At 33.5% G+C, this 25,158-nt stretch carries 21 protein-coding genes; 9 read left to right on the forward strand and 12 right to left on the reverse strand.

Going from position 1 to position 25,158, the window contains the following annotated elements; genetic code table 11:
• Positions 1-97: 97 nt before the first annotated feature.
• From O6P34_RS05770 to O6P34_RS05780, 3 genes are read left to right on the forward strand one after another with little or no spacing between them, the layout of a single operon-like run.
• Complete coding sequence (locus O6P34_RS05770) at positions 98-1,285, forward strand: glycosyltransferase family 4 protein (protein WP_269686376.1); 1,188 nt, start codon at positions 98-100, stop codon at positions 1,283-1,285.
• Positions 1,278-1,880 carry a sugar transferase gene (locus tag O6P34_RS05775; RefSeq protein WP_269686377.1) on the forward strand — a complete coding sequence of 201 codons (603 nt, stop codon included), beginning with the start codon at positions 1,278-1,280 and terminating at the stop codon, positions 1,878-1,880. The genes O6P34_RS05770 and O6P34_RS05775 overlap by 8 nt, the downstream gene beginning before the upstream one ends.
• Complete coding sequence (locus O6P34_RS05780; RefSeq protein WP_269686378.1) at positions 1,870-2,553, forward strand: acetyltransferase; 684 nt, start codon at positions 1,870-1,872, stop codon at positions 2,551-2,553. Before O6P34_RS05775 ends, O6P34_RS05780 begins: the two co-directional genes overlap by 11 nt.
• A 93-nt stretch (positions 2,554-2,646) precedes the next feature.
• Here the strand turns inward: O6P34_RS05780 and O6P34_RS05785 are convergent, their stop codons facing one another.
• From O6P34_RS05785 to O6P34_RS05800, 4 genes are all read right to left on the reverse strand, one after another.
• On the reverse strand, positions 2,647-5,022 hold the full coding sequence (locus O6P34_RS05785; protein WP_269686379.1) for a GumC family protein: 2,376 nt from the start codon (positions 5,020-5,022) through the stop codon (positions 2,647-2,649).
• A 13-nt stretch (positions 5,023-5,035) separates the two neighbouring features.
• A complete protein-coding gene (locus tag O6P34_RS05790; RefSeq protein ID WP_269686380.1) occupies positions 5,036-5,785 on the reverse strand; it encodes a polysaccharide biosynthesis/export family protein in 750 nt (249 codons plus the stop codon).
• Between the two features lie 210 nt (positions 5,786-5,995).
• Positions 5,996-6,442, reverse strand: coding sequence for a DUF547 domain-containing protein (locus O6P34_RS05795; RefSeq protein WP_269686381.1), 447 nt, complete (start codon positions 6,440-6,442; stop codon positions 5,996-5,998).
• A gap of 356 nt (positions 6,443-6,798) precedes the next feature.
• Positions 6,799-9,372 carry a DUF7619 domain-containing protein gene (locus tag O6P34_RS05800; RefSeq protein ID WP_269686382.1) on the reverse strand — a complete coding sequence of 858 codons (2,574 nt, stop codon included), beginning with the start codon at positions 9,370-9,372 and terminating at the stop codon, positions 6,799-6,801.
• Positions 9,373-9,996: 624 nt separating this feature from the next.
• Between O6P34_RS05800 and O6P34_RS05805 the strand changes: the two genes are divergently transcribed.
• From O6P34_RS05805 to O6P34_RS05820, 4 genes are all read left to right on the forward strand, one after another.
• Positions 9,997-10,749: a DUF6577 family protein gene (locus O6P34_RS05805; RefSeq protein WP_269686383.1), complete on the forward strand. Its 753-nt coding sequence runs from the start codon at positions 9,997-9,999 to the stop codon at positions 10,747-10,749.
• The gene (locus tag O6P34_RS05810; RefSeq protein ID WP_269686384.1) at positions 10,746-11,858 is read left to right on the forward strand and encodes a nucleotidyl transferase AbiEii/AbiGii toxin family protein; all 1,113 of its coding nucleotides are present in this window, start codon (positions 10,746-10,748) and stop codon (positions 11,856-11,858) included. The genes O6P34_RS05805 and O6P34_RS05810 overlap by 4 nt, the downstream gene beginning before the upstream one ends.
• A gap of 170 nt (positions 11,859-12,028) precedes the next feature.
• Positions 12,029-12,331 (forward strand): hypothetical protein, encoded by a 303-nt coding sequence (locus O6P34_RS05815; protein WP_269686385.1) that lies wholly within the window; start codon positions 12,029-12,031, stop codon positions 12,329-12,331.
• 998 nt (positions 12,332-13,329) lie between these two features.
• Positions 13,330-13,752 carry a DUF6943 family protein gene (locus tag O6P34_RS05820; RefSeq protein WP_269686386.1) on the forward strand — a complete coding sequence of 141 codons (423 nt, stop codon included), beginning with the start codon at positions 13,330-13,332 and terminating at the stop codon, positions 13,750-13,752.
• A gap of 106 nt (positions 13,753-13,858) precedes the next feature.
• Here the strand turns inward: O6P34_RS05820 and O6P34_RS05825 are convergent, their stop codons facing one another.
• From O6P34_RS05825 to O6P34_RS05840, 4 genes are read right to left on the reverse strand one after another with little or no spacing between them, the layout of a single operon-like run.
• The gene (locus O6P34_RS05825) at positions 13,859-14,035 is read right to left on the reverse strand and encodes a hypothetical protein (RefSeq protein WP_269686387.1); all 177 of its coding nucleotides are present in this window, start codon (positions 14,033-14,035) and stop codon (positions 13,859-13,861) included.
• A complete protein-coding gene (locus O6P34_RS05830; protein WP_269686388.1) occupies positions 14,022-14,300 on the reverse strand; it encodes a hypothetical protein in 279 nt (92 codons plus the stop codon). The genes O6P34_RS05825 and O6P34_RS05830 overlap by 14 nt, the downstream gene beginning before the upstream one ends.
• 15 nt (positions 14,301-14,315) lie before the next feature.
• Positions 14,316-14,744, reverse strand: a complete 429-nt coding sequence (locus O6P34_RS05835; RefSeq protein ID WP_269686389.1) for a DUF5675 family protein — start codon at positions 14,742-14,744, stop codon at positions 14,316-14,318.
• 1 nt (position 14,745) lies between these two features.
• The gene (locus O6P34_RS05840) at positions 14,746-15,501 is read right to left on the reverse strand and encodes a hypothetical protein (protein ID WP_269686390.1); all 756 of its coding nucleotides are present in this window, start codon (positions 15,499-15,501) and stop codon (positions 14,746-14,748) included.
• 270 nt (positions 15,502-15,771) lie between these two features.
• Here O6P34_RS05840 and O6P34_RS05845 point away from each other — a divergent pair, with 270 nt between their 5' ends.
• Positions 15,772-15,975, forward strand: a complete 204-nt coding sequence (locus O6P34_RS05845) for a hypothetical protein (RefSeq protein ID WP_269686391.1) — start codon at positions 15,772-15,774, stop codon at positions 15,973-15,975.
• 620 nt (positions 15,976-16,595) lie between these two features.
• Positions 16,596-21,404, forward strand: a complete 4,809-nt coding sequence (locus O6P34_RS05850; RefSeq protein WP_269686392.1) for a glycosyl hydrolase — start codon at positions 16,596-16,598, stop codon at positions 21,402-21,404.
• Positions 21,405-21,595: 191 nt separating this feature from the next.
• On the opposite strand, the gene O6P34_RS05855 is transcribed toward O6P34_RS05850, so the two are convergent.
• The 4 genes from O6P34_RS05855 to O6P34_RS05870 all read right to left on the reverse strand — a co-directional run bounded on the left by O6P34_RS05855 (position 21,596) and on the right by O6P34_RS05870 (position 25,155).
• The gene (locus O6P34_RS05855; protein ID WP_269686393.1) at positions 21,596-21,880 is read right to left on the reverse strand and encodes a hypothetical protein; all 285 of its coding nucleotides are present in this window, start codon (positions 21,878-21,880) and stop codon (positions 21,596-21,598) included.
• Positions 21,881-22,059: 179 nt separating this feature from the next.
• Positions 22,060-22,734 (reverse strand): hypothetical protein, encoded by a 675-nt coding sequence (locus O6P34_RS05860; RefSeq protein WP_236364599.1) that lies wholly within the window; start codon positions 22,732-22,734, stop codon positions 22,060-22,062.
• 148 nt (positions 22,735-22,882) lie between these two features.
• Positions 22,883-23,476: a hypothetical protein gene (locus O6P34_RS05865; protein WP_269686395.1), complete on the reverse strand. Its 594-nt coding sequence runs from the start codon at positions 23,474-23,476 to the stop codon at positions 22,883-22,885.
• Between the two features lie 107 nt (positions 23,477-23,583).
• The gene (locus tag O6P34_RS05870; protein ID WP_269686396.1) at positions 23,584-25,155 is read right to left on the reverse strand and encodes an Eco57I restriction-modification methylase domain-containing protein; all 1,572 of its coding nucleotides are present in this window, start codon (positions 25,153-25,155) and stop codon (positions 23,584-23,586) included.
• Positions 25,156-25,158: the final 3 nt, after the last annotated feature.

A 25,158-nucleotide genomic window follows, 5' to 3' on the forward strand; every position in this document is an offset into this window, starting at 1 on the left:
GATTTACTTCAAATTTTGATGTTATTTTTATCAAAATTGATAGAAATCATGATTTTATAAAATCAAAATAAAGGAACAAAAGAGGATTTAAATTGGTATGAAAACTGACAAAAAATTAATCCGTATTGCCACAGTACCACTTTCGTTGGATAAATTGTTGTCGGGCCAATTATATTATATGAATACTTTTTATGAAGTAACGGCTGTTGCTTCAGAAAAAGAGTATTTAAAAAAAATTGGAGTAAAAGAAAGTGTAAAGACCTTTTCTATTGAAATGTCTCGGAAAATTACCCCAATTCGTGATTTGATTGCAGTGGTACAATTGTTTTTATTTCTCAAAAAAGAAAGACCATTAATCGTTCATTCTCATACACCAAAAGCGGGAATACTGGCAATGGTAGCATCAAAATGTGCTCGAGTTCCTATACGATTGCATACAGTTGCTGGATTGCCTTTAATGGAACAAATAGGATTTAAGCGTAATATTTTAGAAAAAGTAGAGAAACTGACATATTCATGCGCCACTATGGTGTATCCAAATTCAAAAGGGTTATATGATTTTATAGTAGCAAATAAATTTACAGAACAAAGAAAATTAAAAATGATTGGCAATGGTAGTTCAAACGGAATCGATACAATTCATTTTTCACCTGGACAGGTTACTCAATTACAAAAGGAAGCTTTAAAGATTAAGTTAGGAATCAAGGCAAATGATTTTGTTTTTGTTTTTGTTGGAAGATTAGTCGGTGATAAAGGAATTAATGAAGTTGTCGTTGCTTTTAAAAAAATAACACAACTTAATCTGAATGTAAAATTACTTTTGGTTGGGATGCAAGAAAAGGATTTGGATCCATTGCATAATACTACTGAACAAGAAATTTACACTAATAAAAATATAATCTTTGTAGGCTATCGAGATGATATCAGACCTTATTTAGCTATTAGTAATGCCTTAGTTTTTGCTAGTTATCGGGAAGGATTTCCCAATGTTGTTCTACAAGCAGGAGCTATGGGGTTACCCTCAATTGTAACCGATATTAATGGCTGTAACGAAATTATAATCGATGGAAAAAATGGAATTATTATTCCTGTAAAAAATAGTTTAGCACTAGAAAAAGCTCTTTTTAAAATGGTTATTGATACCGATTTTTTTATTTTCCTACAGTCTAATGCCAGACAAATGATAACGTCCCGATATGAACAAAAAAACGTTTGGGAAGCTATTTTGGAGGAATACAACAGAGTAGAGCATGTAGTTGTAAAATCTAAAATGGAGTATGTATAAAAATAGTATAAAACCCTTTCTAGATTTTAGCTTAGCTACTTTAACTTTTTTAGTGTTAAGTCCAGTATTTTGTATCGTTGTCTTGATTTTGTTTTTTGTTAATAACGGAACTGTTTTTTTCTTGCAGAAACGTCCTGGAATTGGTGGTGAATTATTTACCATAATCAAGTTCAAAACAATGAGTGATAAAAGAAGCGACTCTGGAGATATACTACCAGATGCCGAAAGGCTTACAATAATTGGCAAATGGATTCGTAAGACCTCTTTAGATGAACTTCCGCAATTGATAAATGTAATAAAAGGAGACATGAGCATAGTTGGTCCAAGGCCTTTATTACCTGAATATTTGAATTTATATTCGGATTACCAAAAAAGAAGACATGAGGTGAAACCAGGTATAACAGGTTGGGCTCAAATTAATGGCAGAAACACAATAGATTGGGTAACTAAATTCAAATATGATGTTTGGTATGTCGAACATCAATCTTTAACTTTAGATCTTAAAATTATTTATAGTACACTGTTAAAAGTATTGAAATCTGAAGGAGTTAATGCTTTAAACTGCGCAACAATAGAACCGTTCAATGGAAAATAGAAAACTATATATTTTTGGTGCAAGTGGGCATGGTAAAGTAGTTGCTGAATTGGTAGCAAGTACGAATTGTAAAATTGAAGCGATGATTGATGACGCACCAAAAAGTGTTGCTTTCGGGTTGATACCAATTGTTAATTCTTTACCTATTTTTCAACCTATCTCAAATACAGCTCTGATTATTGCCATTGGAGATAATTTAATAAGAAAGAAGATTAGTTTGAGACTTAGTAATTATAATTTTTTTAGTAGTATACATCAAAAGGCATTTGTTTCTCCGTCGGCATCTGTGGGATCAGGAACAGTTGTAATGGTTCATGCCGTTATAAATTCGGATGCAATAATTGGAAAACATGTTATAATTAATACGGCAGCAATAATAGAGCATGATTGTATTATTGCCGATTTTGTTCATATTTCGCCAAAAGTAACCTTGTCAGGAAATGTAAGTGTAGGTTTAGGAACTCACATAGGTTCTGGTGTAATCGTAATTCCAGGTGTTAAAATTGGAAAATGGTGTACAATTGGGGCAGGGGCAGTTATTATAAACGATATCCCTGATGGATCGACCGTTATTGGTAATCCTGGTAAAATTATTAAATATACTGATGTTAGTGAAAAAGTAGAACCTATAGAATCGATTTCAAAAAAGCAGCGAATAAAAATCAAAATATAAAGGCTAATATTACTATCTAATTGAATTAAAATAGTTATGTCCTTAAAATAAAAAAGCAAATATTATTATAATATTTGCTTTTTTATGTATTTATCAATGTGTTTTTTTTACCCAATTATTAAATCCTCTTTTTATTTTATAATGAAATGGTTTATTTTTTATAGATTCATTATCGTATCCGTATCCGTATCCGTAATTGTAGGAGTAGCTATATCCATAACCTTTGCTTTGCCCTACATTGTTTAAAATGAGCCCGATATTTTTAATAGAATTTAAAGTTTTCAAATTAGAAATAAATTTGAGCAGTTTTTTTTCTGTAAAATTTGCTCTGGTAACATAAAGTACAGTATCAGCTAGATGTGTAATTAGAGTTGTATCTGCAACTAATAGGGTGGGTGCGGTATCAACAATTATATAGTCGTAATCGTTTTTTATTTCATTCAATAACATTTCAAATCGACCATTTGATAATAATTCGGCGGGATTTGGAGGAATTGTACCTGAGAAAATGATGTCAAAGTTCAGATTGGTCTCCGTTAAATGTTCTACTTTTATATCCTTAATTTTTACACTTGTATCATATAAATAATTAGTTACTCCTTTTATATTAGGTCTTTCTAGTTCTAATTTTCGGTGTAATTGTGGGTTTCTCAAATCAGCACCTATCAAAATTACTTTTTTGCCAAGTGTAGAAAGAGTTATAGCTAAATTCAAAGAAACAAATGTCTTTCCTTCTCCTTTTATGGTTGAAGTAACAAATAAAATAGAGCCTCTACTTTTTACAGGATTAATATAATTGATGTTATTGCGAAGAATTCTAAAAGATTCTGATAATATTGAGCGGTCTAAAAATTGAATAGTCTTGTTTTCTGTCTCAATAAAAGGTATTTCTGCAATTACTGGAATCTCTGGTAATAATGATTCTAAATCTTCTTTACTATTTATTTTATTGTCAAACAAATAATAAAAATAAAGGGTCCCAATAGGAAGTAAAATGCCAAAAAGTAGCGCAGTAATAAAAACTGTATTTCGTTCCGGTGCTATTGGAGTAGCCGAAAAAATAGCGTAATCTACAACTTTTATTGAAGGATTTGTTATCGCTAAATTAATAGCAGCTTCTTCTCTTTTTTGTAACAATAAAACATATAGTGATTCTTTTATTGATTGTTGTCTCTCTATCGATCGTACTCCCTTCTCATTGAATGGAACTTTGCTATATTTTGACTTGTCTGAACTGCTAATTCTGCTAAATTCATTTCGGTTAAACTCTAATACTTTCATATATCCAATGATAGATGCTTTTATATTATTTTTTATTTGTAAAGCTAGTGTTCCAGTTTCTCTAATCATCGGATTTGATTCTCCACCTCCGGATAGTATTAACTTATTGCGTTTTAGAATTTGTTCATTATAAGAAGCAACTAATCCGTTTACTTCGACATTTTCAATACCAATATTCGAAGGCAATAATTCAAGTCCTTTACTTGAGTTTATGGTGTTTTTCATGAGCTCAGCTAATGCGATTTGAGTATTAGCAGTTTCTAATTTTGATTTAGATTCATAATTGTTTTGCATTAAAACGGAAGCATCGGCTTCGACATAACTCAGTTCTTTTTCTTTTTTAAAATTTGCTTTTGAAATTTCAATAGAATCTAATTCATTAAAAATAAATTTAAACCGATCGTCAACAAACTCAATAGTTTTCTTGGAAACAAGTTGCCTGTCTTGAATACCATCTTGGTTAAAAACTTCAATCAATGTATTAATAATATCATTAATTTTCTCTTGATTAAAACCATTTAATGTAAGACTTAAAATATCACTTTGCTTGACAACATAATCAATAGTAATACTATTTGCTATAGATTGTACGACATTTTTTCTTGTTTTTAAAATGATTTTATAGGCATTGCCATTTGCTTTAATAAGAAAGTCTTTGTTTCTAAGAATTAATTTGCATGGAATCGATGTGTTGAAATTTGTTTCGCCAAATTTATATTCTTTAGAATCTCCTTTAATTTTATATCCTTTTTTGGTTAATATAATCTGAATTGCAGTCTGCTGGGAGGCTAAAGAATCTTTTTCTTTTGCCCAAAGAACTATAAAAGGTGAATTTTTCCATAACTCAACTGATTTTATTCTTCCTACCCCATATATCTCAGTTGTCAGATTCAAACTATCGACAACTTTTTCAATAATTCGCGAAGATTTCATAATTACTATTTCATTTCCCTTGCTAATTTCATTGTTTCCAAAAATAGAAACATTATCAGTTGGCAATTTGAAGGCCGTATTTGTGTTATCTAGAATTTTAATTTTGGCACTAGTTTGATAAATGTCACTGGCATATCGCAAATAAAAAAACGAAACGGACATGGTTAAAACCACTGACAAAACAATCCATTTCCAGTAGGATAGGTATTTTGAAATTTCCTGTTTAATATTGAAATTGTTTTTTTTGCTTTCCAATGGTATGTATAGGTTATTTTGTTAATATTAAAATGGTAGATAATGCAATTGAAATCACTGCCAATAAGTTACCAAAACTACTGACATAACCGGATGACGTTACTTTTGCACCATTCGGATTTACATAAATTACATCGTTTGGTTTTATATAGTAGTAAGGAGAATCAAACCATTTCTTTGAAGTTAAATCAATAGTCATGTATGTTTTTTTATTATTTTCTTCTCTGATTATTAATACATTCTGTCTTTTACCATGAATGGTTAAATCACCAGCATATCCTAGTGCTTGAAGAATACTGATGTTTTGTTCATTAAAAGTATAAGTACCAGGCATTTTTACTTCCCCAAGAACAGTAAATTTTGCATTTCTTAACCGTACAGTTACTGTGGGGTTTGATAGATGATTTCCATCTATTAATTTCTTAATTAAGAGATTTTCTAATTCTTGAATAGTTAATTCTTGAACTTTTATTTTTCCTAAAATAGGTAGTGTAATTGTGCCGTCTATTGTAACTAAATAGCCTGTTAAGGATGAATCAGCTTGATTTGTATTGTACATTGAAGCTAAATCGGGAGAGCTTGAAGAAATAACAATGCTTAAAATATCATTTCTTTGAATTTTCCCTTCAGAAAAAACAGTGTTGTCTTGTTCTTTTATATTTATATCATTGAAATAAATCAAATCTTTTTTAGTAGAGCAAGAACTTAAAAATATAAGAACTCCGATAATAAGTAAAAAGAAATTAGTTGTTTTTTTAATCATTTTGACATTTTTTTAATAGTATTAAACCAACTCTAAAGAATTATTTTTTAGATTATAGAATCTTACCAGTAATGTAAAGAATTGTTTTCTACTATCTTTGTATTTGAAAAGTATTATTTGATAATTGAATAGATTGTTAATCTGAAATAATTTGTTTTTAAATTTTTATTGGATTAACTGTCGTGAAAATATTTTTAATGAAGTCTTTACTTATGAATAATCTTTTTCAAATTTTGTTTTCTTATTCAATGGCATTTTATTTAAAGATTGATTCAAATGTTTGTCTGTTTTTTCGACAGCCAATCTTTTGATGAAATTCGGATAAAAAGGATTATTGATGTAATATATGCCGATTTTATATTTATGTGCTTTCAAAATACCATATTTAATATCCTCTAACGACAAAAGGTAGTGTGAGAATTTAATTCTTTTACGTTTTAGGAAATTTTTTGAATCTTTAGATTCGGAAATCATAATTAGTGTATAAGCTTCATAAATATTCAGCCAAAATGTCTTTTTTAAATTGTCAGTATTCAATTTTGAAACTAAATTGCTAGCTCTGGTAAAATACAATTCCTTTCTCAAAGAACTCGAATCTTCACCAAGTCTTGCTTTTTCAAGTATACGCTCAGATAAATTGATATAATATTTTGGCATTGTAAATATTCTAATCTTTAGCTTTTATAATCAATTAAAAAAAATAACACAACTTCTATATGATTGTAAATTTTAAGTATAATTATTTCCAGCAAATATTCAATCTTTATTTGTTTTAAATTAGAGTGCATTGTTAATTTTTAATTCTTAAAATTAAATTTACGTTAACTTAATAAGGTTCGTTTTTTGCTAAAAAATTAAAAGCTAAAAAATGCAAAAAACTTTTAAAACATTTGATTTGATAAGGTTGGATGGAATAAATTGAATCTGAAATAGTTTACTTGATTTTATTTCTAATTTGTATATACTATTAGATTTAGACTCAAAATGATAATTTATTTGCTTTTCTTTTAAAATTATTCCTTTATAAATTTTGAAGTTGTAATCCTTTTGCCGGCATTTATTTTGATAGAATAAATACCCGCTTTAAGTTGCGAAACATCTATAGCTATCGCATTGTTATCTGTTTTTATAAAAGTTTGAACTAATTGACCAAGTGTGTTGTAAATAGTTATTGCGTTAATTTCATCTTGTTTTTTATCCACGATATTCAAAATATTTTTTACAGGGTTAGGATGAATTGTAAAAAAATCTGAAAAAACATAGTTTGGTATTTCTAATGTTTGTATACTTATTGATGCTATGTTTGTTGAAAGGGGATGGGAATAATCGAAATAAATACTTGCTGAGTTTGTTATTTCATCTCCATTTACAAGAATAGGTATTGTTTTGATTTTGAATGCAACATAGCCTCTATTGTTGTCTGTTTCAAAAGGCAAATTGATATTTTCGAAAATGAATTCCACGGATGTATTAGCTGTAATTTTTGTTGTGAATGGATGGCTTCCGTTTATAGGAACAAGTGTTGTAATATCAAATTTTGAGGTGTTAATAATATCTTTCAAAATTATATTTTTGGCTATTGTTGAACCGGAATTTTCAAAACGAATCATATAATGCAAATAGTCTCCCACTTTTATTGGTGAAATGGTTCTGCCTTCTAAACATATTTTATCATTTGAATTTGAATCGGTCACTACAGTTTGAATCAAATCTGCACTATTATCATTAGGTGTTTCGTCTAAGGTATTTGTTATGAGTGATTTATAGCTTAATAGATGTCCGTCATTTACAGAAGGCTTGACTGTAAAAGTTACTATAATAGTTCGAGTTTCTTGTGGTTGTAAATTTGTAAAATTCCAATTCAAATTACTGTTGCTTTGAGAGGAAAAGCTTGGATTGGTAGTTACTAAATTTAAAGCATTAGCATCAAAAGTTAGATTTATTATTCCGGATTGTGTTACAGTTCCTTTGTTTTTGTAGATAGCTTTATACGTGCAGTCATGATTGCTTGTAGCATTGTTTAAGGGCAAAAGTGTAATCTCTAAATCAGTATGGCTGCCATTTGGTAGGATACAAAAAGAAGCAGAAAAAGGACTTACAACATCAGGAAAAGTAGCTGACTGGCTGGCTGGAGAGATAGTGTAATAAGTTGGATTTTCTAGTACAGGTGATATGGTGTAAGTACCTTCTTTTACTCCATGAGAATAAGTGCCTGTCAAATCCGGAACAATTCCTATTGTTGTCACGTCATCAGTAATGGCTAATTTAAGATTTGGAAAGTTACCATCCAAAGCATCACAACCATTAGTGTTGTAGTCTAGTTTGTTTTTACCTTCAATAGTATAATAATTTCCTCCTGGAACAAAGGAACAATAATTATTTACAAAACAATTGGTGTAGCCATTATTCGAAATTTCATCCTGAACATACTCTATCTCTGATTCATCGGCACAGATATAACTTAGATTTGTATTTCCTGAAATAAGCAGGGAACCTTCAGTGCTACCATTTTTTATAAAAAGACTTTCCAGTTGATTGTTAGCAACAAATAAAAATTGCAATCCGGTTTGGTTAGTTGCATCTAAGGAAACAAGTTCATTATTGTTACAATACAAATAAGTAAGATTGGTCAATCCGTTGATGTTTAAAGTTGTAATTTTATTATTTGTAAAATCCAAAACTTTTAGGTTCATCAGGCTTTGAACGAGTAATGATTCTAAATTATTGGTAGTACAGTACAAATAAGAAATAGCTGTTAAACTGGTTGTGTTTAATGCTGTTAGTTGATTATTATTGCAATTTAAATTAGAAAGGTTTACTAATCCATCAATTGTTAGGAATGTTAATTGATTATTAGCACAGTTTAAGTTGGTAAGATCTTTTAGTGTACTTACATCTAAAGAAGAGAGTTGATTAAAATTACAATTTAAACTTGTGATATTTGTTAACTTTTTTAATTCTAGTGATTTAAGAGTATTTCTGCTGCATTCAAGTGTAAGCAGACTAATCAAATCATCTAGATATAATGATGATATGGTATTGCTATTGCAAGTTAAAGATTGAAGATTATTCAGATTGTTCAAATTTAATGACACCAATTTATTGTCGCTGCAATCTACAGTTAGTAGGTTGCTTAAATCATTAGCATTTAGTGTAGTCAGTTCATTTGATTGACAGTATATATTTTGTAGATTGTTTGCGCCTTGAATTAGAAGTGTGTTTAATATATTATTGTCGCAATTCAAATCAGTTAGTATTGTTAATTTACTAATGTCTAAATTGCTAATTTGATTGTTACTGCATTTTAAAGAAACAAGATTTGTGAAGTTTTCAATACCTATTAATGAGCTAATAGAAGAGTTTTCTAAGTCTAAATAGCCTACTTGTAAGGCCTCAGTAATTTCAATTTCCCCATTTTTATTACTATCAATTGCAATGTAATCTCCGGATAAATTTTGCGCAATTGTAGAACTAGCATTTGATTCCAATAATTTTACTTTAAAAATAGCATCAGGAAAAGTTATTGTTTGTGCTGTTAAAGTATTGCTGGCAAAGGCAATAATTAATATAAAAAATTGTTTTTTCATTTCCTAAAATTTCTAATTTACAAAATTAAAAATTCATTTATGGATTCCATTTTTTGGATGTTATATAAAAGTTATGTTTTTTATGTAAAAGAGAGGATATACAAATAAAAACTACACATTAAGTTAAGTTTTTTTGTAATTAATTTGATTGTTGAATTCTACAAAAGCACATAATTTAAAGCTGAATGTCAAGATATACAAGGAATTAACTTTTGTAGTTTGAATATTTTTACCATAGTATTTGTTCTTTTTTATTAATACTGAAAAGACAAAAATGTAACCCTTGAAGATAAATAGTTTCAAAATTCTTTTCGGTACAACTATTCTATTCAGTAATCTTACTTTTTTTGGTTTTATAGTAGAGAGAAGCCTAATTACCTTTCTCAGCAAGATAAACCTCAATTTTTAGGGTCTATCTTTAAACTTTTAGTAATTATTTGACGTATTGTATTTGTTGATATTTTGAGATTGTGTTTTTATTGCTTTTTTTAAATAGTTTTTTTAATATTTGCCACTAAACCCATATAACTGTCTAAAATTAGTTATCAAACATTAGACACTAAACTAAATATTTTGTCTAGTATTAGTTTTTAATTACATTTGCATATCTCTAAAATAAAAGTATTGGACAAATCATTTAAAATAAAAGAACTAAACTTATTTTTCAAGGACTATGAAACGTTCTCGAGAGGGGAATTGTACACCTTTTATTTGCAATTCGATAAAGAGTTAAAAGAAACTACTTTCCGTTGGAGAATATACAATTTAAAACAGTTAAAAGTAATCAATACTGTAGCAAGAAGTGTATATACGCTTTCGAGTAAATCGGAATTTTATCCTGCTATTTCTGCAAAAGAAGAAAAAATATTTAATGCTATTTCCAGACAGTTTCCAATGCTAAAAGGCTGTATTTGGAACACGAATATAGTAAATGAATTGATGCTGCACATTCCAAATAAAGCATTAATAATCATTGAAGTGGAGAATGAAGCAATAGAATTAGTTTTTAATTTCTTAAAAAATGAGGGACATAAGAATCTTTTCTTTCTACCAAGTGAAAAAGAAATACAGCATTATATAGCGCCTTTAGAAAATGCAATAATTGTGCAATCATTAGTTACAAAATCGCCTACACAGTTGATTTCAAAAACAACAACGACAACTTTAGAAAAACTTTTGGTCGATATTTATTCCAATAAAAATCTATTCAGCACCTATCAAGGAACCGAATTAGTTCACATTTTTAATAAAGCACACATAAAATACATTTTAGATTTTTCTAAAATGTTAAGTTATGCCTCCAGAAGAAATAAAAAAAAGGAACTAATGGAGTTTTTAGAAACCAAAACAGATATTAAAAACACGTTTACTAAATGATAGATAAAAAATCACTCTCAAAGGATTGGATCGAACAAAAAAGAATGTTGGTTTCAAAAAAAGACCCAAGCATAATGGAAAGTATGATTTATGCTTTGTATTTGCTCGAACAGCTTAAATTATCGAAACTTGATTTTATTTTCAAAGGGGGAACGAGTTTAATATTGCTTTTAGAAAATCCAAGTCGTTTTTCAGTTGATATAGATATCATTGTAAATCCAGGAATAACAAAAGAGGAAATCGAAAAGTATCTTTCAATAATTCTAAAAGAGGAAACCTTTTTGAGTTGTACTTTAGATGAAAAACGAAGTTACAATGAAGGTATTCCAAAAGCACATTATAGCTTCAAATACAAATCGGCTGTACCTACATTATCAAAAGAAAATGAAAAAGTAAACAATCCGGAAAGAGAGATACTTTTGGATATTTTGTTTTCAGAAAATCATTATCCGAAATTAATTGAAGTTCCAATAAAAACAGATTGGCTCCTACACATAAACGAAGAAATAACCGTTTTAGTTCCTGATATTAATGCCATAGCTGGAGATAAATTAACGGCTTATGCACCCAACACAACAGGTATTTTGTACGGTAAAGACAAAGAAAAAGAGATTATCAAACAACTCTTTGATATAGGATGTTTATTTGATTACATAGATGATTTTGAAGTGTTTGAAACTTCCTTTATGGCAATAGCGCTGAAAGAAATAGAATATAGAAAAAAACAAAAAATTAATTCAATCGAAACTATTTTGAACGACATTATTGAAACCAGTTTATTAATAGCAAAGAGAGAAAATCAGCTTAATGAAAAGGATAAAAATAATTATGCAGAATTAATAAGAGGTATCAATCAATTCAATCATTTTGTTTACAGTGGAGCGTTTAGGATAGAGGATGCACAATTAGCAAGTGCAAAAGCCGCTTTTCTTGCAGCAAATGTTTTATCTAAATCAAAAAGTAAGATCATCCGCTTTAACGATAAAAATTCAGAACATCTAACATTAATTCAACATCCTGATTATAACTTTCTAAACAAAAAATTAAAGTTTGTTGCAAAAGGAGAAGCGCTTTTCTATTGGAAAAAAACCATTGAATTAATTTCTTAATTTTAACTGGCGTCTCGCATGAAAATTACATAAATTCAAAATCATTTAATATCAAGCTAGACATAAAAAGGTACAAGCCGAAAATGACATATGAAATCTAGTCCTATTTCATTTACTTATAAATGTACCTCTTCATTTCGTTAATAACAATCTTTAAATATAAAATACAAATGAAACAAATTTTAGGACTTGATTTAGGAACAGATTCTATTGGTTGGGCTGTCTATGACAAAACTAATAGTAATATTACAAAATGTGGTGTTGGAGTTTTTCGAAAAAAGAATAGGATGGAGCGAATCAATAAAATCAAAAATAATAAAAAATATCTAACGGCCTTTATAGCGTTAATCACATTTACAATTATTGCATTAATAATCACTTTTTTCGATAAAACCAATTGGCAATTTTGGCTAAATATTTCATTAACAAGCTTTATTACTTCCATTACATTTTTACAGCAAAATAAAAAATAACACTATATTCTAAACAATATTCTCGTTACTAGCAACACGGGCAATCAAGCGGTCTCACTTCGGTCGTTCTCTTTGTTCCGTTCGGCAGCTCCAGTCAGTCGTCGGCAAAAAAGCCTCCTCCCTCCGTTCCGCAGACACGATGCAGCCACAAAAAAAACAGCAGCTTGAAAATAAGCAACTGTTTTTTTGCGCTACCTCGTTCCTCATCTTCACACGTTCTCTACCCTGCGTTCGTCGGGGCTAGTGCATCCATAATACCGCTTCATTTCGGTACAGTCATTCGTTTGCTTAACGCTCCATTGCATTCCGCTGAAAGCGCTCTCTTTCCTTTCTCTACATTCCAGCAGTATTAGGTCTGCCGCCCCTTGTTTTTTCAGCGGTTGCTAACTCGCACAGCCATCGGGTTTGGCTCCGTTAGCACTTTGCCCTAAATCAAGGAACGCCAAAGGCTAAGTTTCATTTTTTAACCCGCCGTTTCACGCTCGCAGTACTACACTCCTCTTCGTAAACTTCGCTCCGTTCCCGTCCTGCGGTGGCTGTTCGATTGCCGCAACCCCGCCACGGCGCTCCTCATTCATTCCGCTATAATTCCGCTAACGCTACATTTTAGCTCCATTCCTTGTGGTGCTTGGGGGTGTTTATTGCCTCCAGTAATCCAGAAAATCCCCTGAAAAAGATTACCAAACAGCTCCCTGCTCCGAAAAAAAATAAATAAAAAGAAAGTAAAGTTAAGTTCCGGTTTTTAAAAAATGCAAGTTCAAGCCCTCCGGGTTTTTGAAAAAATCTCCACCCTTTAACCTGTATTCATTTCAAGTTCTTTTTTTTAACCAATCTCCGATTATCAACACCTTTTCGATGATAAGCCGGGTAGTATTTTTTCAAAAAAACTTGATTTTTTAAAACCTCCACTGTAGAGGCGACTTTCTTTTTTTTCTTTTTTTCTTTTAAAAATTATGCGGTGCCGAGCAAAGCGAGGCACCTAATTTAAAGCCGAAGCCATGCCCGATTTTATCATTAAAACCCACCGAAAAGACGCTGTTTATAAAGGGAATAGCATCTACATCCTAAACAAAGGATTAAACAGCGGAAAGCCTCAAAAAGAGCCTTTTACTAACAGTTTTGTAATCCTGTTTCAAAACGAAGAAGATACCGAAACGGTGTACTGGCTGGCGTATAGCCTTTGGAAAGCCAACTTCTGGCACCAATCGCTAATTGGGTCCGTGATTCCATTTTTACGGATTCACGAATTCAAAAAAGAGTTTAATTCAAAAGTAAAATGGATGCTGCAGGAACATGAAGAGCATCTTAAACAAGTCCAGGCGTTGAGGTTACTGGAACGGCAAGAAAATCAATTCCAAAAAAATATATTTTTGATCAATGAAATGAGAAAAGTGATTTTGAGTCGGTATTGCAAAAAATGAAATGTTAGGGAAGATTATTATTCAAATGTATTGAACAAAAAAAGCCTGATTCAAACGAACCAGGCTTCTTTAATTAATCCGGAAAAGGTTACCAATCATAACCGGACTATTTATGTTTCGATTTTGTCAACCATTTTAAAAGGAGTGAAACACTAAAACTGATGATCGCTCCAACGACTGCTAAGATAATGGTTTTTACAATATCTTCAGAAACAATATTGGGTACAATACTCAATAAAGTTCCGGAGGCGGTTCCAAATTGGATCGTGTTATTTGATTCCATCACGCGGTAAATTTTGATTGTCTTTTTCCATCCGATTCACAATTGCCTGTTCTCGGTTGGCCTCATCATCTACCGTTATTTGGCTAATGGCCGAAATGACTCCTCCGGCTACTGCAGCATAACCCGCAACACTAACCACGGCCACCGGTAAAGCCACTGGAGCAGCAATCAAACTACCACTGATGGCCAACAAAGCCAATCCGATACTTCTCAAAACCCGAAAAAACTTTGGGGTGGGTGCTTGTATTCTTTGAACGATATTCATAATGTAACTAGTTGTTTAAACCTTGTCTTCCTGATGGGAGTCGGAGGATTTAGATTGGATTCTTATTTTTACTTCTTCATGGCGTTCTATTGCAGCATAAACTAGTGTTTTCAATTTGGTTAATGCTTTTCGGGAACAACTGCCTTTTCCTATACAGGTGTGTTGGGTTACTGGAGCAATACAGCCCAAAAGTTCTTTTTTGGCATCATTGGCAGGATGGATTAATATTAAATCGCGTCCTGGAATATCTTGTAGATGCAAGTGCCATTGAAACTTTGGACTAAACCGCTTTTGCAAAATATATTCGCCTTCGGGAACACAGGAAATACGCCTTTGGTTATCCAACCAGGGCAATTCGATGGTATAACAAACTAGGTTGCCGTTCCATTCTAATATCCCTTGCGTTCCCTCGGGAAAATACATTCTGTTCAAGACCAGGACCATATTACAATCCGCTCACCTGAACCAATGACAATGGATTGTAAGAGCCGTTTTTCAACGGATACATTCTGCCATTTACTTCTTGGTAAAATTCAACTCCAAGAGCCAAAAACAAGGGACTAACACTGTTTGGTGTTACGGGATTACTATGACTTATTGCCACAGTTGGATTGGAATCCCATGGAAGAATATCCGTTTCGGAACTTGAAACTACAAAAGTTTCAGCTTCAAAATCAATTTCCGTTCCTGCTGAAATGATTTTGAAATGCGTGGTTCCTGATGGTGCTGCAATCATATTCGCTGGAATGAACTCAACAAGGTCAACAGTAATAGTTCCTAAAACACGATCGATTGCCACCTCAAAAGGGGCAAACAATGTGGTTCCAAGCTTACCGCCAATGTTGAACTCAAAACCGGCAAGCAATTCTGCTTCCCCATCAATTACATTACGCAATCCTCTTTCGTTGGTCATATCAGCTTGGATCACTTTAACCATAGCCTGGGTTAAACGGCTCACCATTCTGCTGTCTGCAGAATTCAAAAGCAAAGTTCGGAGCGCGGTTCGCAACGTTTTCCCAGCCTTACCGGCTCGGCCAAATTCAGAACCGTTTTCACGGGTTCTTTGAAACGCGGGATCGCTAGCAATTCGGCTCGCATCAATGCCGCCCTTTTCTCTGGCCAAATGGCCGTCTTTCGTTTTGTAAAAAGTAATATCTCCGATAGTACCTTTCAATTTAATTATGCCTTTCTGTCTTGCCATAATTCCTAAAAATTTAGATTAATAAATACTCTAAATCACCTTCGTGTTGCAACAGCTTTAGATTGATTCTGAGGCAAATTTTCAAGTTTAGGTCCTGATATCAAAACGTCTAGGTACAAAGAGGTACTAAAAGGGCTATTTTAGTCAATAATAGTACAACCCGCTTTGAATAACTTTGTTATTATTGTAATTTAGAGCAGCATAGATTCCAATAGCAACTATATAGCAACAGTATACCAAAGCTATGGATAGTGTATTAAAAAGCATAAAATGAAACAAAAACAAGTCAGAGCATGTGTGTATCCAAAAGATGTACAAAACATCACAGGAAAGACATATCGACAAGGAAGATTGTATTTAAATAAAATCAAAAAGGATCTTAACAAAGAACCCCATCAATTGATTTCAATTGAGGAGTTCTGCAAGTATTCAGGTCTTCAAATGGAGCATATTTTGAGATGCATTGTAGGATAGCAAAATCAATCAACGATTAGCCTAATCCGGTATAACTACAAGTAACCAGTTCAATAAATAGTACGATTATCTTTAATTAAGTCTTTCAAATCAAAGTAGAATTTTGTATCTTAGCTATATCAAAAGGGTATAAAACGAATTAAACTGATAGGGGTACAATTCGGGGCACTTTGATTGAGAGCAATATAAGAAGTCAATAAAAATAAGAGGGTGCGGAGCAGTTACAAATCCCTTCCTCTCTGCTGATGTACACTTTAAAACCTCGAAAACACAATGATTTTCGAGGTTTTTTGTTTTTAAATCCTTCAAAATACAAGAGGCTAAACCGAGACCCCAAACAATCTCACTACATCTCTACATAATTATTTATGGCATACGCTGCATTCCATTCGTTAAAAAACAGCCATTTTGATTATTACTACGGTTAAAACGAAACGAAATCGTAGTAGTTGCCCCTACATTACCACAACAAATGCATTTAATAAGGATAAAAAACCAATTTACCTTCCTGTTTTTTACTCCACAAAAGCAATTTTATAAGGAACTGTTGAACGAATAATGAAGGCGTATAGTTTTTGTATGATTTTCAATTAAAAGCGTACCAAGCTAAAATATTAAATTTGATTCCAACCAAATCTAATATTTATATGATCAATAGTTACATGAAAAAACCAAGAAGCAGAAACAGCAAGCTTACAGTCATATTATTTTTAATAACCGTTTTATTTGCCGTTAGCACTAATGCACAGTTTGTTTCGGTGGGGAGTGGCGGATATACCAAAACATTTCCGGGGACAGACAGCGCAGGACGAAATGGATTCCCTTCCGGTTCTCCTAATTTGAGTGGAGCAGCAGTCGGAAAACCTATTCCTACCAATGATTGGTGGTCAAAATTAGTCAAAGAAACCCAAGCCAGTAACCTTTTTACCTATCCTTATACTTTAAAAACGGCCACAAACGGATTGGTGGTGAGTTACATTCCAAGTGGTGTTATTGATGACATGCTGCCCGTGACCATGAGCGTGAAAGGAATGAATGCCTCCAAAACTACGGTTTCAGATTATTCGGATTGGACCGTAACGATGGATTGGAATGACGGAACACATAATTTTCAGGCAACCGCAGGAATCGCAATGCCCTTTTTATATTTTACCAAAAAAACGACCGACGAAGCACAAGTAACGGTAACTTCGGGTACAGTCACAATAGACAACGAACTGTTGATAATTACAAATGCTAAAAACGGAGCAGACTTTGCAGTTTACGCCCCAGTGGGAAGTACTTGGACACAAAACGGAGGAGTTTATACATCAACATTAAACGGAAAAAATTATTGGTCGATGGCATTTCTTCCGCTTACGGCGCCAAACGTAACTACGGTTGCCAATGAATACAAGAAATATGCTTACGTTTTTCCAACGACTACAACGTCAAGCTTTACGTATAATGAAAACACAGCGGTGGTGATAACCGATTTCAATGTAACAACCGATGTAAAAGAAGGAACCGAAACCAATATGTTACTAGGATTATTACCGCACCAATGGGCTAATCTGGCAACAAATTCTCCAGCACCGGACAAATACAATTATGCGACTGTTCGGGGTGAAATGAAGACATTGGCGGGAAACAGTTTCAGTGTCGAAAATAAATTTCACGGAATTCTGCCTACATTGCCTTATGTCGATAATTACAGCACCGGATTTACACCTACAGCTTTAAAAGAAAAAATTACGGCTATCGAAAATGATGCTTTAGAAACTTGGACGGATTCGTATAACGAAGGTCAAGTGATGAACCGTCTGATTCAAACTGCCCGAATTGCCGATGAAATGGGGAATACAGTTGCCCGTGATAAAATGCTGGCGACCATCAAGGAACGACTCGAAGACTGGTTGAAAGCCGATAGCGGAGAAGTGGCATTCTTGTTTTACTACAACACCACTTGGTCTGCTTTATTGGGATATCCTGCCGGACACGGACAAGACAGCAATATAAACGACCACCATTTTCATTGGGGATATTTCATACATGCCGCTTCTTTTTTAGAACAATACCAACCGGGATGGGCTGCCCAATGGGGTGATATGATTAATTTACTGGTGCGCGATGCCGCTACAACCGATAGAAACGATACCTTGTTTCCGTACCTGCGAAACTTCAGTCCGTATGCAGGACATTGTTGGGCAAATGGTTTCGCTACTTTTCCACAGGGGAACGATCAGGAATCAACTTCAGAGAGCATGCAGTTCAACTCTTCATTGATTCATTGGGGGGAAGTGACCGGTAATAAAGCCATTCGGGATTTAGGAATTTACCTCTACACCACAGAGCAAACCGCGATTGATGAATATTGGTTAGACACCAAAGACCGTAATTTTCCGGTGAATCAACAATACAGTTTAGTTTCTCGTGTTTGGGGAAACAGCATCGATAACGGTACTTTCTGGACCAGTGATATTGCAGCTTCTTACGGAATTGAAATGTATCCTATTCACGGGGGATCTTTTTATTTAGGACAGGATACGGCTTATGTTACTAAACTTTGGAACGAAATAAAAGCCAATACCGGAATTACCAGCAATCAGGTAAATCCAAATTTATGGCACGATATCATGTGGGAATACCTCGCGTTTATCGATCCTGCAAAAGCGATTGAAATGTACAATTCAAATCCAAACCGAGAATTAAAATTCGGTGTTTCGGATGCCCAAACCTATCATTGGTTACACGCCATGAATGCGTTAGGACGAGTAGATGCTACTATTACGGCAGACAATCCAATAGCCGCGGCGTTTACACAAAATGGAATAACGACCTATGTGGCCCACAATTATTCGGATACGCCGCTGACCGTAACTTTTTCTACAGGCTATCAATTAGAAGTTCCTGCACACAAAATGGTTACCAGCAAAGACATCAAAATAAAAGGAGTTTTAACCGCTTCTTTCCAGCAGGCGTATGTCAATGGCAGTGTGAATCTTGATGTTGTGGCTTCAGATGGGACACCAACCAAAGTAGAATTCATGGACGGAACCGTTGTTCTGGGAAGCGATACAACAGCACCTTTTACATGGAATGCTGCAAATCTAACCTTAGGAATGCATTCTTTTTATGCCAAAGTATACGAAGGCGAAGCATTCAATACCACCAATAGTGTCGAAGTACAAGTTGGAAACCAAATGCCATACGGCGGAACTCCTTCGGCTATTCCGGGAACCATCGAAGCAGGAAAATATGATATTTTTGAAGGCGGAAAAGGACAAAATATTGCCTATCTCGATGTAACTGCGAGCAATTCCGGTGATTTCAGAATGGACGAATCCGTTGATGCAACCAGTAATGCAACCGAAGGCGCTATAGTGGGCTTTATCGCTAAGAGCGAATGGTTAGAATATACCGTGAATGTAACACAGGCGGGAACCTATTCCTTTGCTTTTAGATATGCCTCCGGAAACGCAGCAGGTGGCGGACCGTTTCAGTTAGAACTAGACGGAAAAAGTATTTCGTCAGCCATAACAGTGCCATCTACTTCTACCACTTCTTGGGATGTTTGGGCGACCAAAACAGTACCTAATATCCAGCTTACACCAGGAGAACACATCCTGCGAATCGCCTTTTCAAGTGGTGAATTTAATTTTGGCAAAATGACATTTTCCCGCACAGGAGACATAAGCAATAGTTACCCAACCGCCGTTTCAGGCAGCAAATTAAAAGTGCTTCTGCCTACAACAACAGCAACATTAGACGGTTCAGCAAGTACCGAATCAGCAGGGAAAACATTGACCTATCAGTGGACACAAAATTACGGACCTACTAAGGTGCTGTTTTCTGATGCAGCGAGCGCGCAACCTGTGATTAGCGGATTAGTGGAAGGAACCTACAGCTTAAAATTGACCGTTACCAATACTGATTTGCGCACAGATGAAGCCGAATTATTAGTACTAGTAACCAGTACAGCCAATGCATCTCCAACAGTTTCCCTGATTACACCGGCGGATGGAGCAACATTTACAGAGGGAAAACCAATTACCATTACGGCAAACGCTAGTGATTTTGACGGAACGATTCAAAAAGTGGATTTCTATGAAAACACAACCTTAATCAGTTCAGATACGACCGAACCCTATACGGCAACATGGAATCCTTCGGCAGCAACCTATGCCTTGACGGCAAAAGCCACAGATGATGGTGGCGCTCAAAGCACATCCCAAACGGTAAATGTGACTATTGCGCCCTTAATGTCGTGTACCGAAACGTCAACTACAGCAACACAAGGTTCGTTTTCTGTGGGTTATAAAGCGACTTTCGAAACCGTAGGCACCGAGGTCAATATCACTTTTGAAATGCTCGATGAGAAATCTGGCGTGATTGCTTATCTATGGAAAGAAACCCCTTTTGGTGAAACCGCCATGACAAACGTATCAGGACGCATATTCACCGCAAAACTCAACGGACAAACTCCCGGAACCACACTAAGTTACGCCTGTAAGTTTGCCTATGCCGGCGGATTATCAGTAACAAAATACATGAAATATGTAGTGGGAACCAATTGCAGCGGAACGACCAATGATACCCAGGCGCCTGTTAATTTCACGGCCACTATTGGTGCTGTGACCGCCTCTTCGGTAGAGTTACTGTTGAATGCAACCGATAATTCCGGAACAGTAGTCTACAATGTGGGCTATGGTGCAAATACAACGTCAACATCAACCGCTTCCGGAGTGCAAAAATCGCTTATCATTACCGCTTTGGCGCCAAGTACAAGCTACACATTTACCATTTCAGCAACTGATTTGGCCAATAACGCTTACGCCAATAATCCAATTACACGCACCGCCACTACATCGGCAAACACCAATACCGAATGCGCCGGAACGGCCAGCGATGCGTCACAAGGTTCCTTTGCTGTAGGGTACAAATACGCGTTTGTAACCACGGGAACCGATGTTAAAATTAATTTTGAATTGCTTGATGCCAAAGACGGAGTGGTCGCTTACCTCTGGAAACAATCGCCATTTACTGAAACCCAAATGACAAATGTTTCCGGCAAAGAATTTACCAAAACCATCAACAGTCAAATCTCAGGGACTACCATTAGCTACGCCTGTAAATTTGCGTATGCCGGCGGATTATCCGTGACAAAATATTTTTCATATGTAGTAGGAAATAGTTGTTCATTGGGGATTGACACCCAAACAAAACCCAAACAATTCTTCTTCCCAAACCCGGTGCAGAATGTATTACACATAGAATTATTAGACGCCCAAAACAAGATTAGTGTTACCGATATTCTAGGACGTACCCTTGTTCAGGATACCGTTCCGGCCTCTCATAATATAGACATGAGTGCGTTCAAAACTGGGATGTATTTCCTGAGAGTAGAAAACACTTTCGGTACCCAAAACCTAAAAATCATAAAGAATTAGAACCATTAACATAAAATACAAACAGCGCAGTACTGCAAAGTACTGCGCTGTTTTTTTTAGTTTGGGTTGGGGATATATTAAAATGTCAACTTTCCATTAAGCCAATTACCCAAATCCGTTGTAGTAGCGGTTAGCCGTTCGGTTTTTTATTTATTATCAATTGCTTCAATTTCAAAGTTTTATTATTTTTTCTAAACGATGTTTTTTCTTCCGCTGATAAAATAATATGTTCCAACAAAAAAACTAAAGCTTATAAATCCGATTGTCCACATTACTTTTTCATTACTTTTTATTCTTGTTGAATTATTCACTTCGTAAATCCCAATAATAATGTAGATTAAAGTTGAAATTATTGCAATAATTAGAAAAACAGATGAGTTTTCTGTGTGATTAATTTTTAAAAACGCTCCAATTATTGAGAAAAAAAAAGCAAAAGTAAATGCTTTTTTAAATAAATGCTTTTTTTCGATTTCCATATTTTTTTTGATTTAAGTATCTTTTACGCGTTACGCCAATGGCACATAACGTTCCGGCGCTTGGCGAGGTTGCGAACTTCGGAACCGATTATTTTCTATCAAAGATAAAATTTCTTGCGAAATTTAAACGTGAATTTACTACAAAATTCGCAATCTTGCCAAACGCCTGTTGGCAGTAGTTATTTTAATAATTTACCAATTTCAAATATTTCAGCATATCTAGATGACAATCCAAAAACCAAGACACTTTTCTCGTCAATTATTGCTTCAATGTTAAAAAGCATTTCTTTGTATTTAGAATTAATCAGGTTTTTTTCTCCTCGATAAGCCTCAAATTTTTTAATATCACTCAAGTAAAATGCAGGAACAACATCTACTACAATTGTTGTATCAACTTTTTTCCCATTATAATAAACATCGCCATGTAAGTTTGGTGATAAAGTTATATTTGATATGGTATCATTTCTATGTCCAATATATATTTCAAATTCCATTGGTATTACACTTTCCCAACCTCCAGTTATTTGTCCTGTAATTTGAAATTTTCGTGTTTTTTTATCTAAAAATATTTCTTTGGTTATTATTTCTAATCCGTTTCTTTCGGGTTTAGTTGATTTATAAATTATTGAATCACTTTTCGAATCAATGAGTTGCATTTCTGCATCGTTTTTTGTGTAATCTCTAAAACAAGGAATACCACTAAAAACATTTTTCAGCCAACCAAATTCAAATCTATTTTCATCGACTTTGTATTTTAATAGATTATTGTAATCAACAATTTGCATATTATCTTGGGCAAGAGTAAATCCTGTCCAGAATAAAAAAAATATTATATTTAAGTAGGGTTTTCTCATAATTACTGCCAACGTTCTGGCGCTTGGCGAGGTTGGGGAATAAAGATGCGGGATTTTTCGGTTAAACACAAATTTTGCTGACACAAAACCATCTTTAAATTCAGCCTAAAACCCCAATCTAGCCAAACGGCTGTTAGTAGTGGTGCCGTTACAATTTTCTAGATTTCAATTCTTTTTGTTCTTCTGTTGAGTTTATACAAAGATTATCGATTAACTGTAAATAACTAATTTTTCCTAGTTTATAATATTCCATAAACTCTTCCTTTAATTCTGATAGTTCGCAGCCTTCATTTTTTTGAAATCTAACTTTTATGACTGAACTTTCAGTGTTAATTATAATCCAGTTTTTAGTTCCGTTCGATAATTTGTTTTCAAACGAGAATGTCTGATAACCTTCGTATAAACCTAACCAATCGACGCCTTCAAATTCTATTTTTTTGATTTTAGTAATTTCAATTACTTTTTGTCCAATAGTTATTTCTTCTTTTGTGAAATTTATGTAACCTATGATTTTGCCATATAGAGGTTTAGTTTTTCCCATTCCAAAAAATGAAATCAGTAATCCAAATATAAATACTCCACCAGCTAAATAGATTAAAGTTTGAAAAATAATATTTTCATGTGTGCCGTATATTTTCTGAGTAATTATTGCAGAAGCGAATAGAACTATAATAATAGAGTACAATATCAAAGTACGACTTGGATAAAGCGGATTTGGTTCGTAAATTGAAAATTTCTTCATATTCGTTTTTTGGCATCCCTACTAACGTTTTTGGGCTTGGCGAAGGTGGGGTGTAGAAAGCACTAAAGTTCAAATTTAGTACAAATGCTAATAGAAAGTACAAAAGTTCAGCCTAGCACTAAAGCCCCACTTTTGCCAAACCCATGTTGGGTGCAGTATTTCTTTATTATCCGATTTGTGTTGTCTAAATTTTGGTTGTCGTATGCCGTTATTAATTCGGCTTTGTCACTTGGACTTAACTGTCTGATGTTAGGTATTTTTAGTTGTTTTAATACCTGCGATTGAAATCTTGGAAGTCCACCATTCATTCTAATTCCGATTTGTGACATTTGGTATTTGATAAAGTCGGACATTAAAATACTTCCCAATATTTTTAGGGATGAAATGTTTTCTGCTGTTATGTAATAGATGTTGTGGTGAGGATAATAATTTCCTTCATCTATAAATAGGAATTTGTTTCCTGTCAAATCAGGCAACAAGAGTTTTGGTTTTGCAAGTAATTCAGGTTTTATTCTGTCAATAGTTTTATACCATTTATTAGGTGTTTTTTTTGCGGTGTGTCTTTTTAGTAAAGTGTCTTTGTTGTCATTAAAATAAGTTTGTAAATGAGGGTATAATTCCAAATCACAAAGCCCATCTTTGTCATATGGATTTATTAAATAATTTTCATTCCAACTGAATGTGTTATTTTTTAAATCTGATGATTTAACTAATGGCAATATTCTACTCTTTTCTATTCCGTTAAGCTCTTTCCCTTTCTTTATAAATATTTTGTCGGCACCAGTTGCAACACCAATACCTATTTCAAAACCTTGTTCTTCAACTCCAACTAATGCAATATCATTTATATTATAATGCAAGAATAAGTTTTGCCAAGAATAAGTTTTTGGATTTTCTACTTGTGTAAATTGAATATTACTAAAATCAATTGTTTTTGAATTGTCTTCACAGAAAAGAACCTTTTCGGATTTTGTATTGTTTTGAATGGTTGTAATACAAGGATATGCCGTAACTGTTTCATCAAATGGGGATGATTTTTCAATATTTAAAATCTTTTTGAGATTGTAATTAGTTGAAATCTGTTCTCTTAAAATTTTACCATATTGATTGTATAACCATCTGTTTGAGCAAATAAAAGACAGTAACCCATTTGGCTTTAATAACCGAAGTGAATTTTCATAGAATGGTATGTATAAATCTGCCCTGTATTTAAATGTGTTGAATTTTTGTCTGTAAATTTCTTTCTCAAATTCGGGTATTATTTCGTGACGTATGTATGGAGGATTTCCAACTACACAATCGTATTTTAAATTAAAATCGTGAGTTAAAAAATTTGTGTTTACACAAATTTTAGAACTCACATTATTTTTTTGATTAGTTAATTGAAAAATCAATTCATCAATATCATTGCATAAATTTGAAAAGGCTTTTTTGTCTAACTCTACAAATGTCAAATTACGGACAAGACAATCTATAAATGAAAAATTATATGTAGAAGATGATTTGAATAAACGGTTGATTATTTCGGTAGCAAATGCTCCTTTACCTGAAGCAGGTTCTAAAATTGTTATATTCCTTAAATCAATCTGCGATAAATAACCTACTTCGTCCAAAATAAATTGAACGACATTTTTATTTGTAAAAATTTCTCCGTGATTTCTCCCGTTTCTTCTTTCCATAGT

It is taken from the genome of Flavobacterium lacustre (genome assembly GCF_027474525.2).
In the GTDB taxonomy this organism is placed as follows: domain Bacteria; phylum Bacteroidota; class Bacteroidia; order Flavobacteriales; family Flavobacteriaceae; genus Flavobacterium; species Flavobacterium lacustre.

What these genes read in the sequence shown, in the direction of transcription:
- O6P34_RS05790 (WP_269686380.1), bottom strand. Translation starts at nt 5,785, where the DNA reads ATGATTAAAAAAACAACTAATTTCTTTTTACTTATTATCGGAGTTCTT.
- O6P34_RS05770 (WP_269686376.1), top strand. Translation starts at nt 98, where the DNA reads ATGAAAACTGACAAAAAATTAATCCGTATTGCCACAGTACCACTTTCG.
- O6P34_RS05855 (WP_269686393.1), bottom strand. Translation starts at nt 21,880, where the DNA reads ATGGAAATCGAAAAAAAGCATTTATTTAAAAAAGCATTTACTTTTGCT.
- O6P34_RS05800 (WP_269686382.1), bottom strand. Translation starts at nt 9,372, where the DNA reads ATGAAAAAACAATTTTTTATATTAATTATTGCCTTTGCCAGCAATACT.
- O6P34_RS05795 (WP_269686381.1), bottom strand. Translation starts at nt 6,442, where the DNA reads ATGCCAAAATATTATATCAATTTATCTGAGCGTATACTTGAAAAAGCA.
- O6P34_RS05865 (WP_269686395.1), bottom strand. Translation starts at nt 23,476, where the DNA reads ATGAAGAAATTTTCAATTTACGAACCAAATCCGCTTTATCCAAGTCGT.
- O6P34_RS05860 (WP_236364599.1), bottom strand. Translation starts at nt 22,734, where the DNA reads ATGAGAAAACCCTACTTAAATATAATATTTTTTTTATTCTGGACAGGA.
- O6P34_RS05835 (WP_269686389.1), bottom strand. Translation starts at nt 14,744, where the DNA reads ATGGTCCTGGTCTTGAACAGAATGTATTTTCCCGAGGGAACGCAAGGG.
- O6P34_RS05870 (WP_269686396.1), bottom strand. Translation starts at nt 25,155, where the DNA reads ATGGAAAGAAGAAACGGGAGAAATCACGGAGAAATTTTTACAAATAAA.
- O6P34_RS05780 (WP_269686378.1), top strand. Translation starts at nt 1,870, where the DNA reads ATGGAAAATAGAAAACTATATATTTTTGGTGCAAGTGGGCATGGTAAA.
- O6P34_RS05825 (WP_269686387.1), bottom strand. Translation starts at nt 14,035, where the DNA reads ATGGAATCAAATAACACGATCCAATTTGGAACCGCCTCCGGAACTTTA.
- O6P34_RS05845 (WP_269686391.1), top strand. Translation starts at nt 15,772, where the DNA reads ATGAAACAAAAACAAGTCAGAGCATGTGTGTATCCAAAAGATGTACAA.
- O6P34_RS05775 (WP_269686377.1), top strand. Translation starts at nt 1,278, where the DNA reads ATGTATAAAAATAGTATAAAACCCTTTCTAGATTTTAGCTTAGCTACT.
- O6P34_RS05830 (WP_269686388.1), bottom strand. Translation starts at nt 14,300, where the DNA reads ATGAATATCGTTCAAAGAATACAAGCACCCACCCCAAAGTTTTTTCGG.
- O6P34_RS05815 (WP_269686385.1), top strand. Translation starts at nt 12,029, where the DNA reads ATGAAACAAATTTTAGGACTTGATTTAGGAACAGATTCTATTGGTTGG.
- O6P34_RS05820 (WP_269686386.1), top strand. Translation starts at nt 13,330, where the DNA reads ATGCCCGATTTTATCATTAAAACCCACCGAAAAGACGCTGTTTATAAA.
- O6P34_RS05840 (WP_269686390.1), bottom strand. Translation starts at nt 15,501, where the DNA reads ATGGCAAGACAGAAAGGCATAATTAAATTGAAAGGTACTATCGGAGAT.
- O6P34_RS05810 (WP_269686384.1), top strand. Translation starts at nt 10,746, where the DNA reads ATGATAGATAAAAAATCACTCTCAAAGGATTGGATCGAACAAAAAAGA.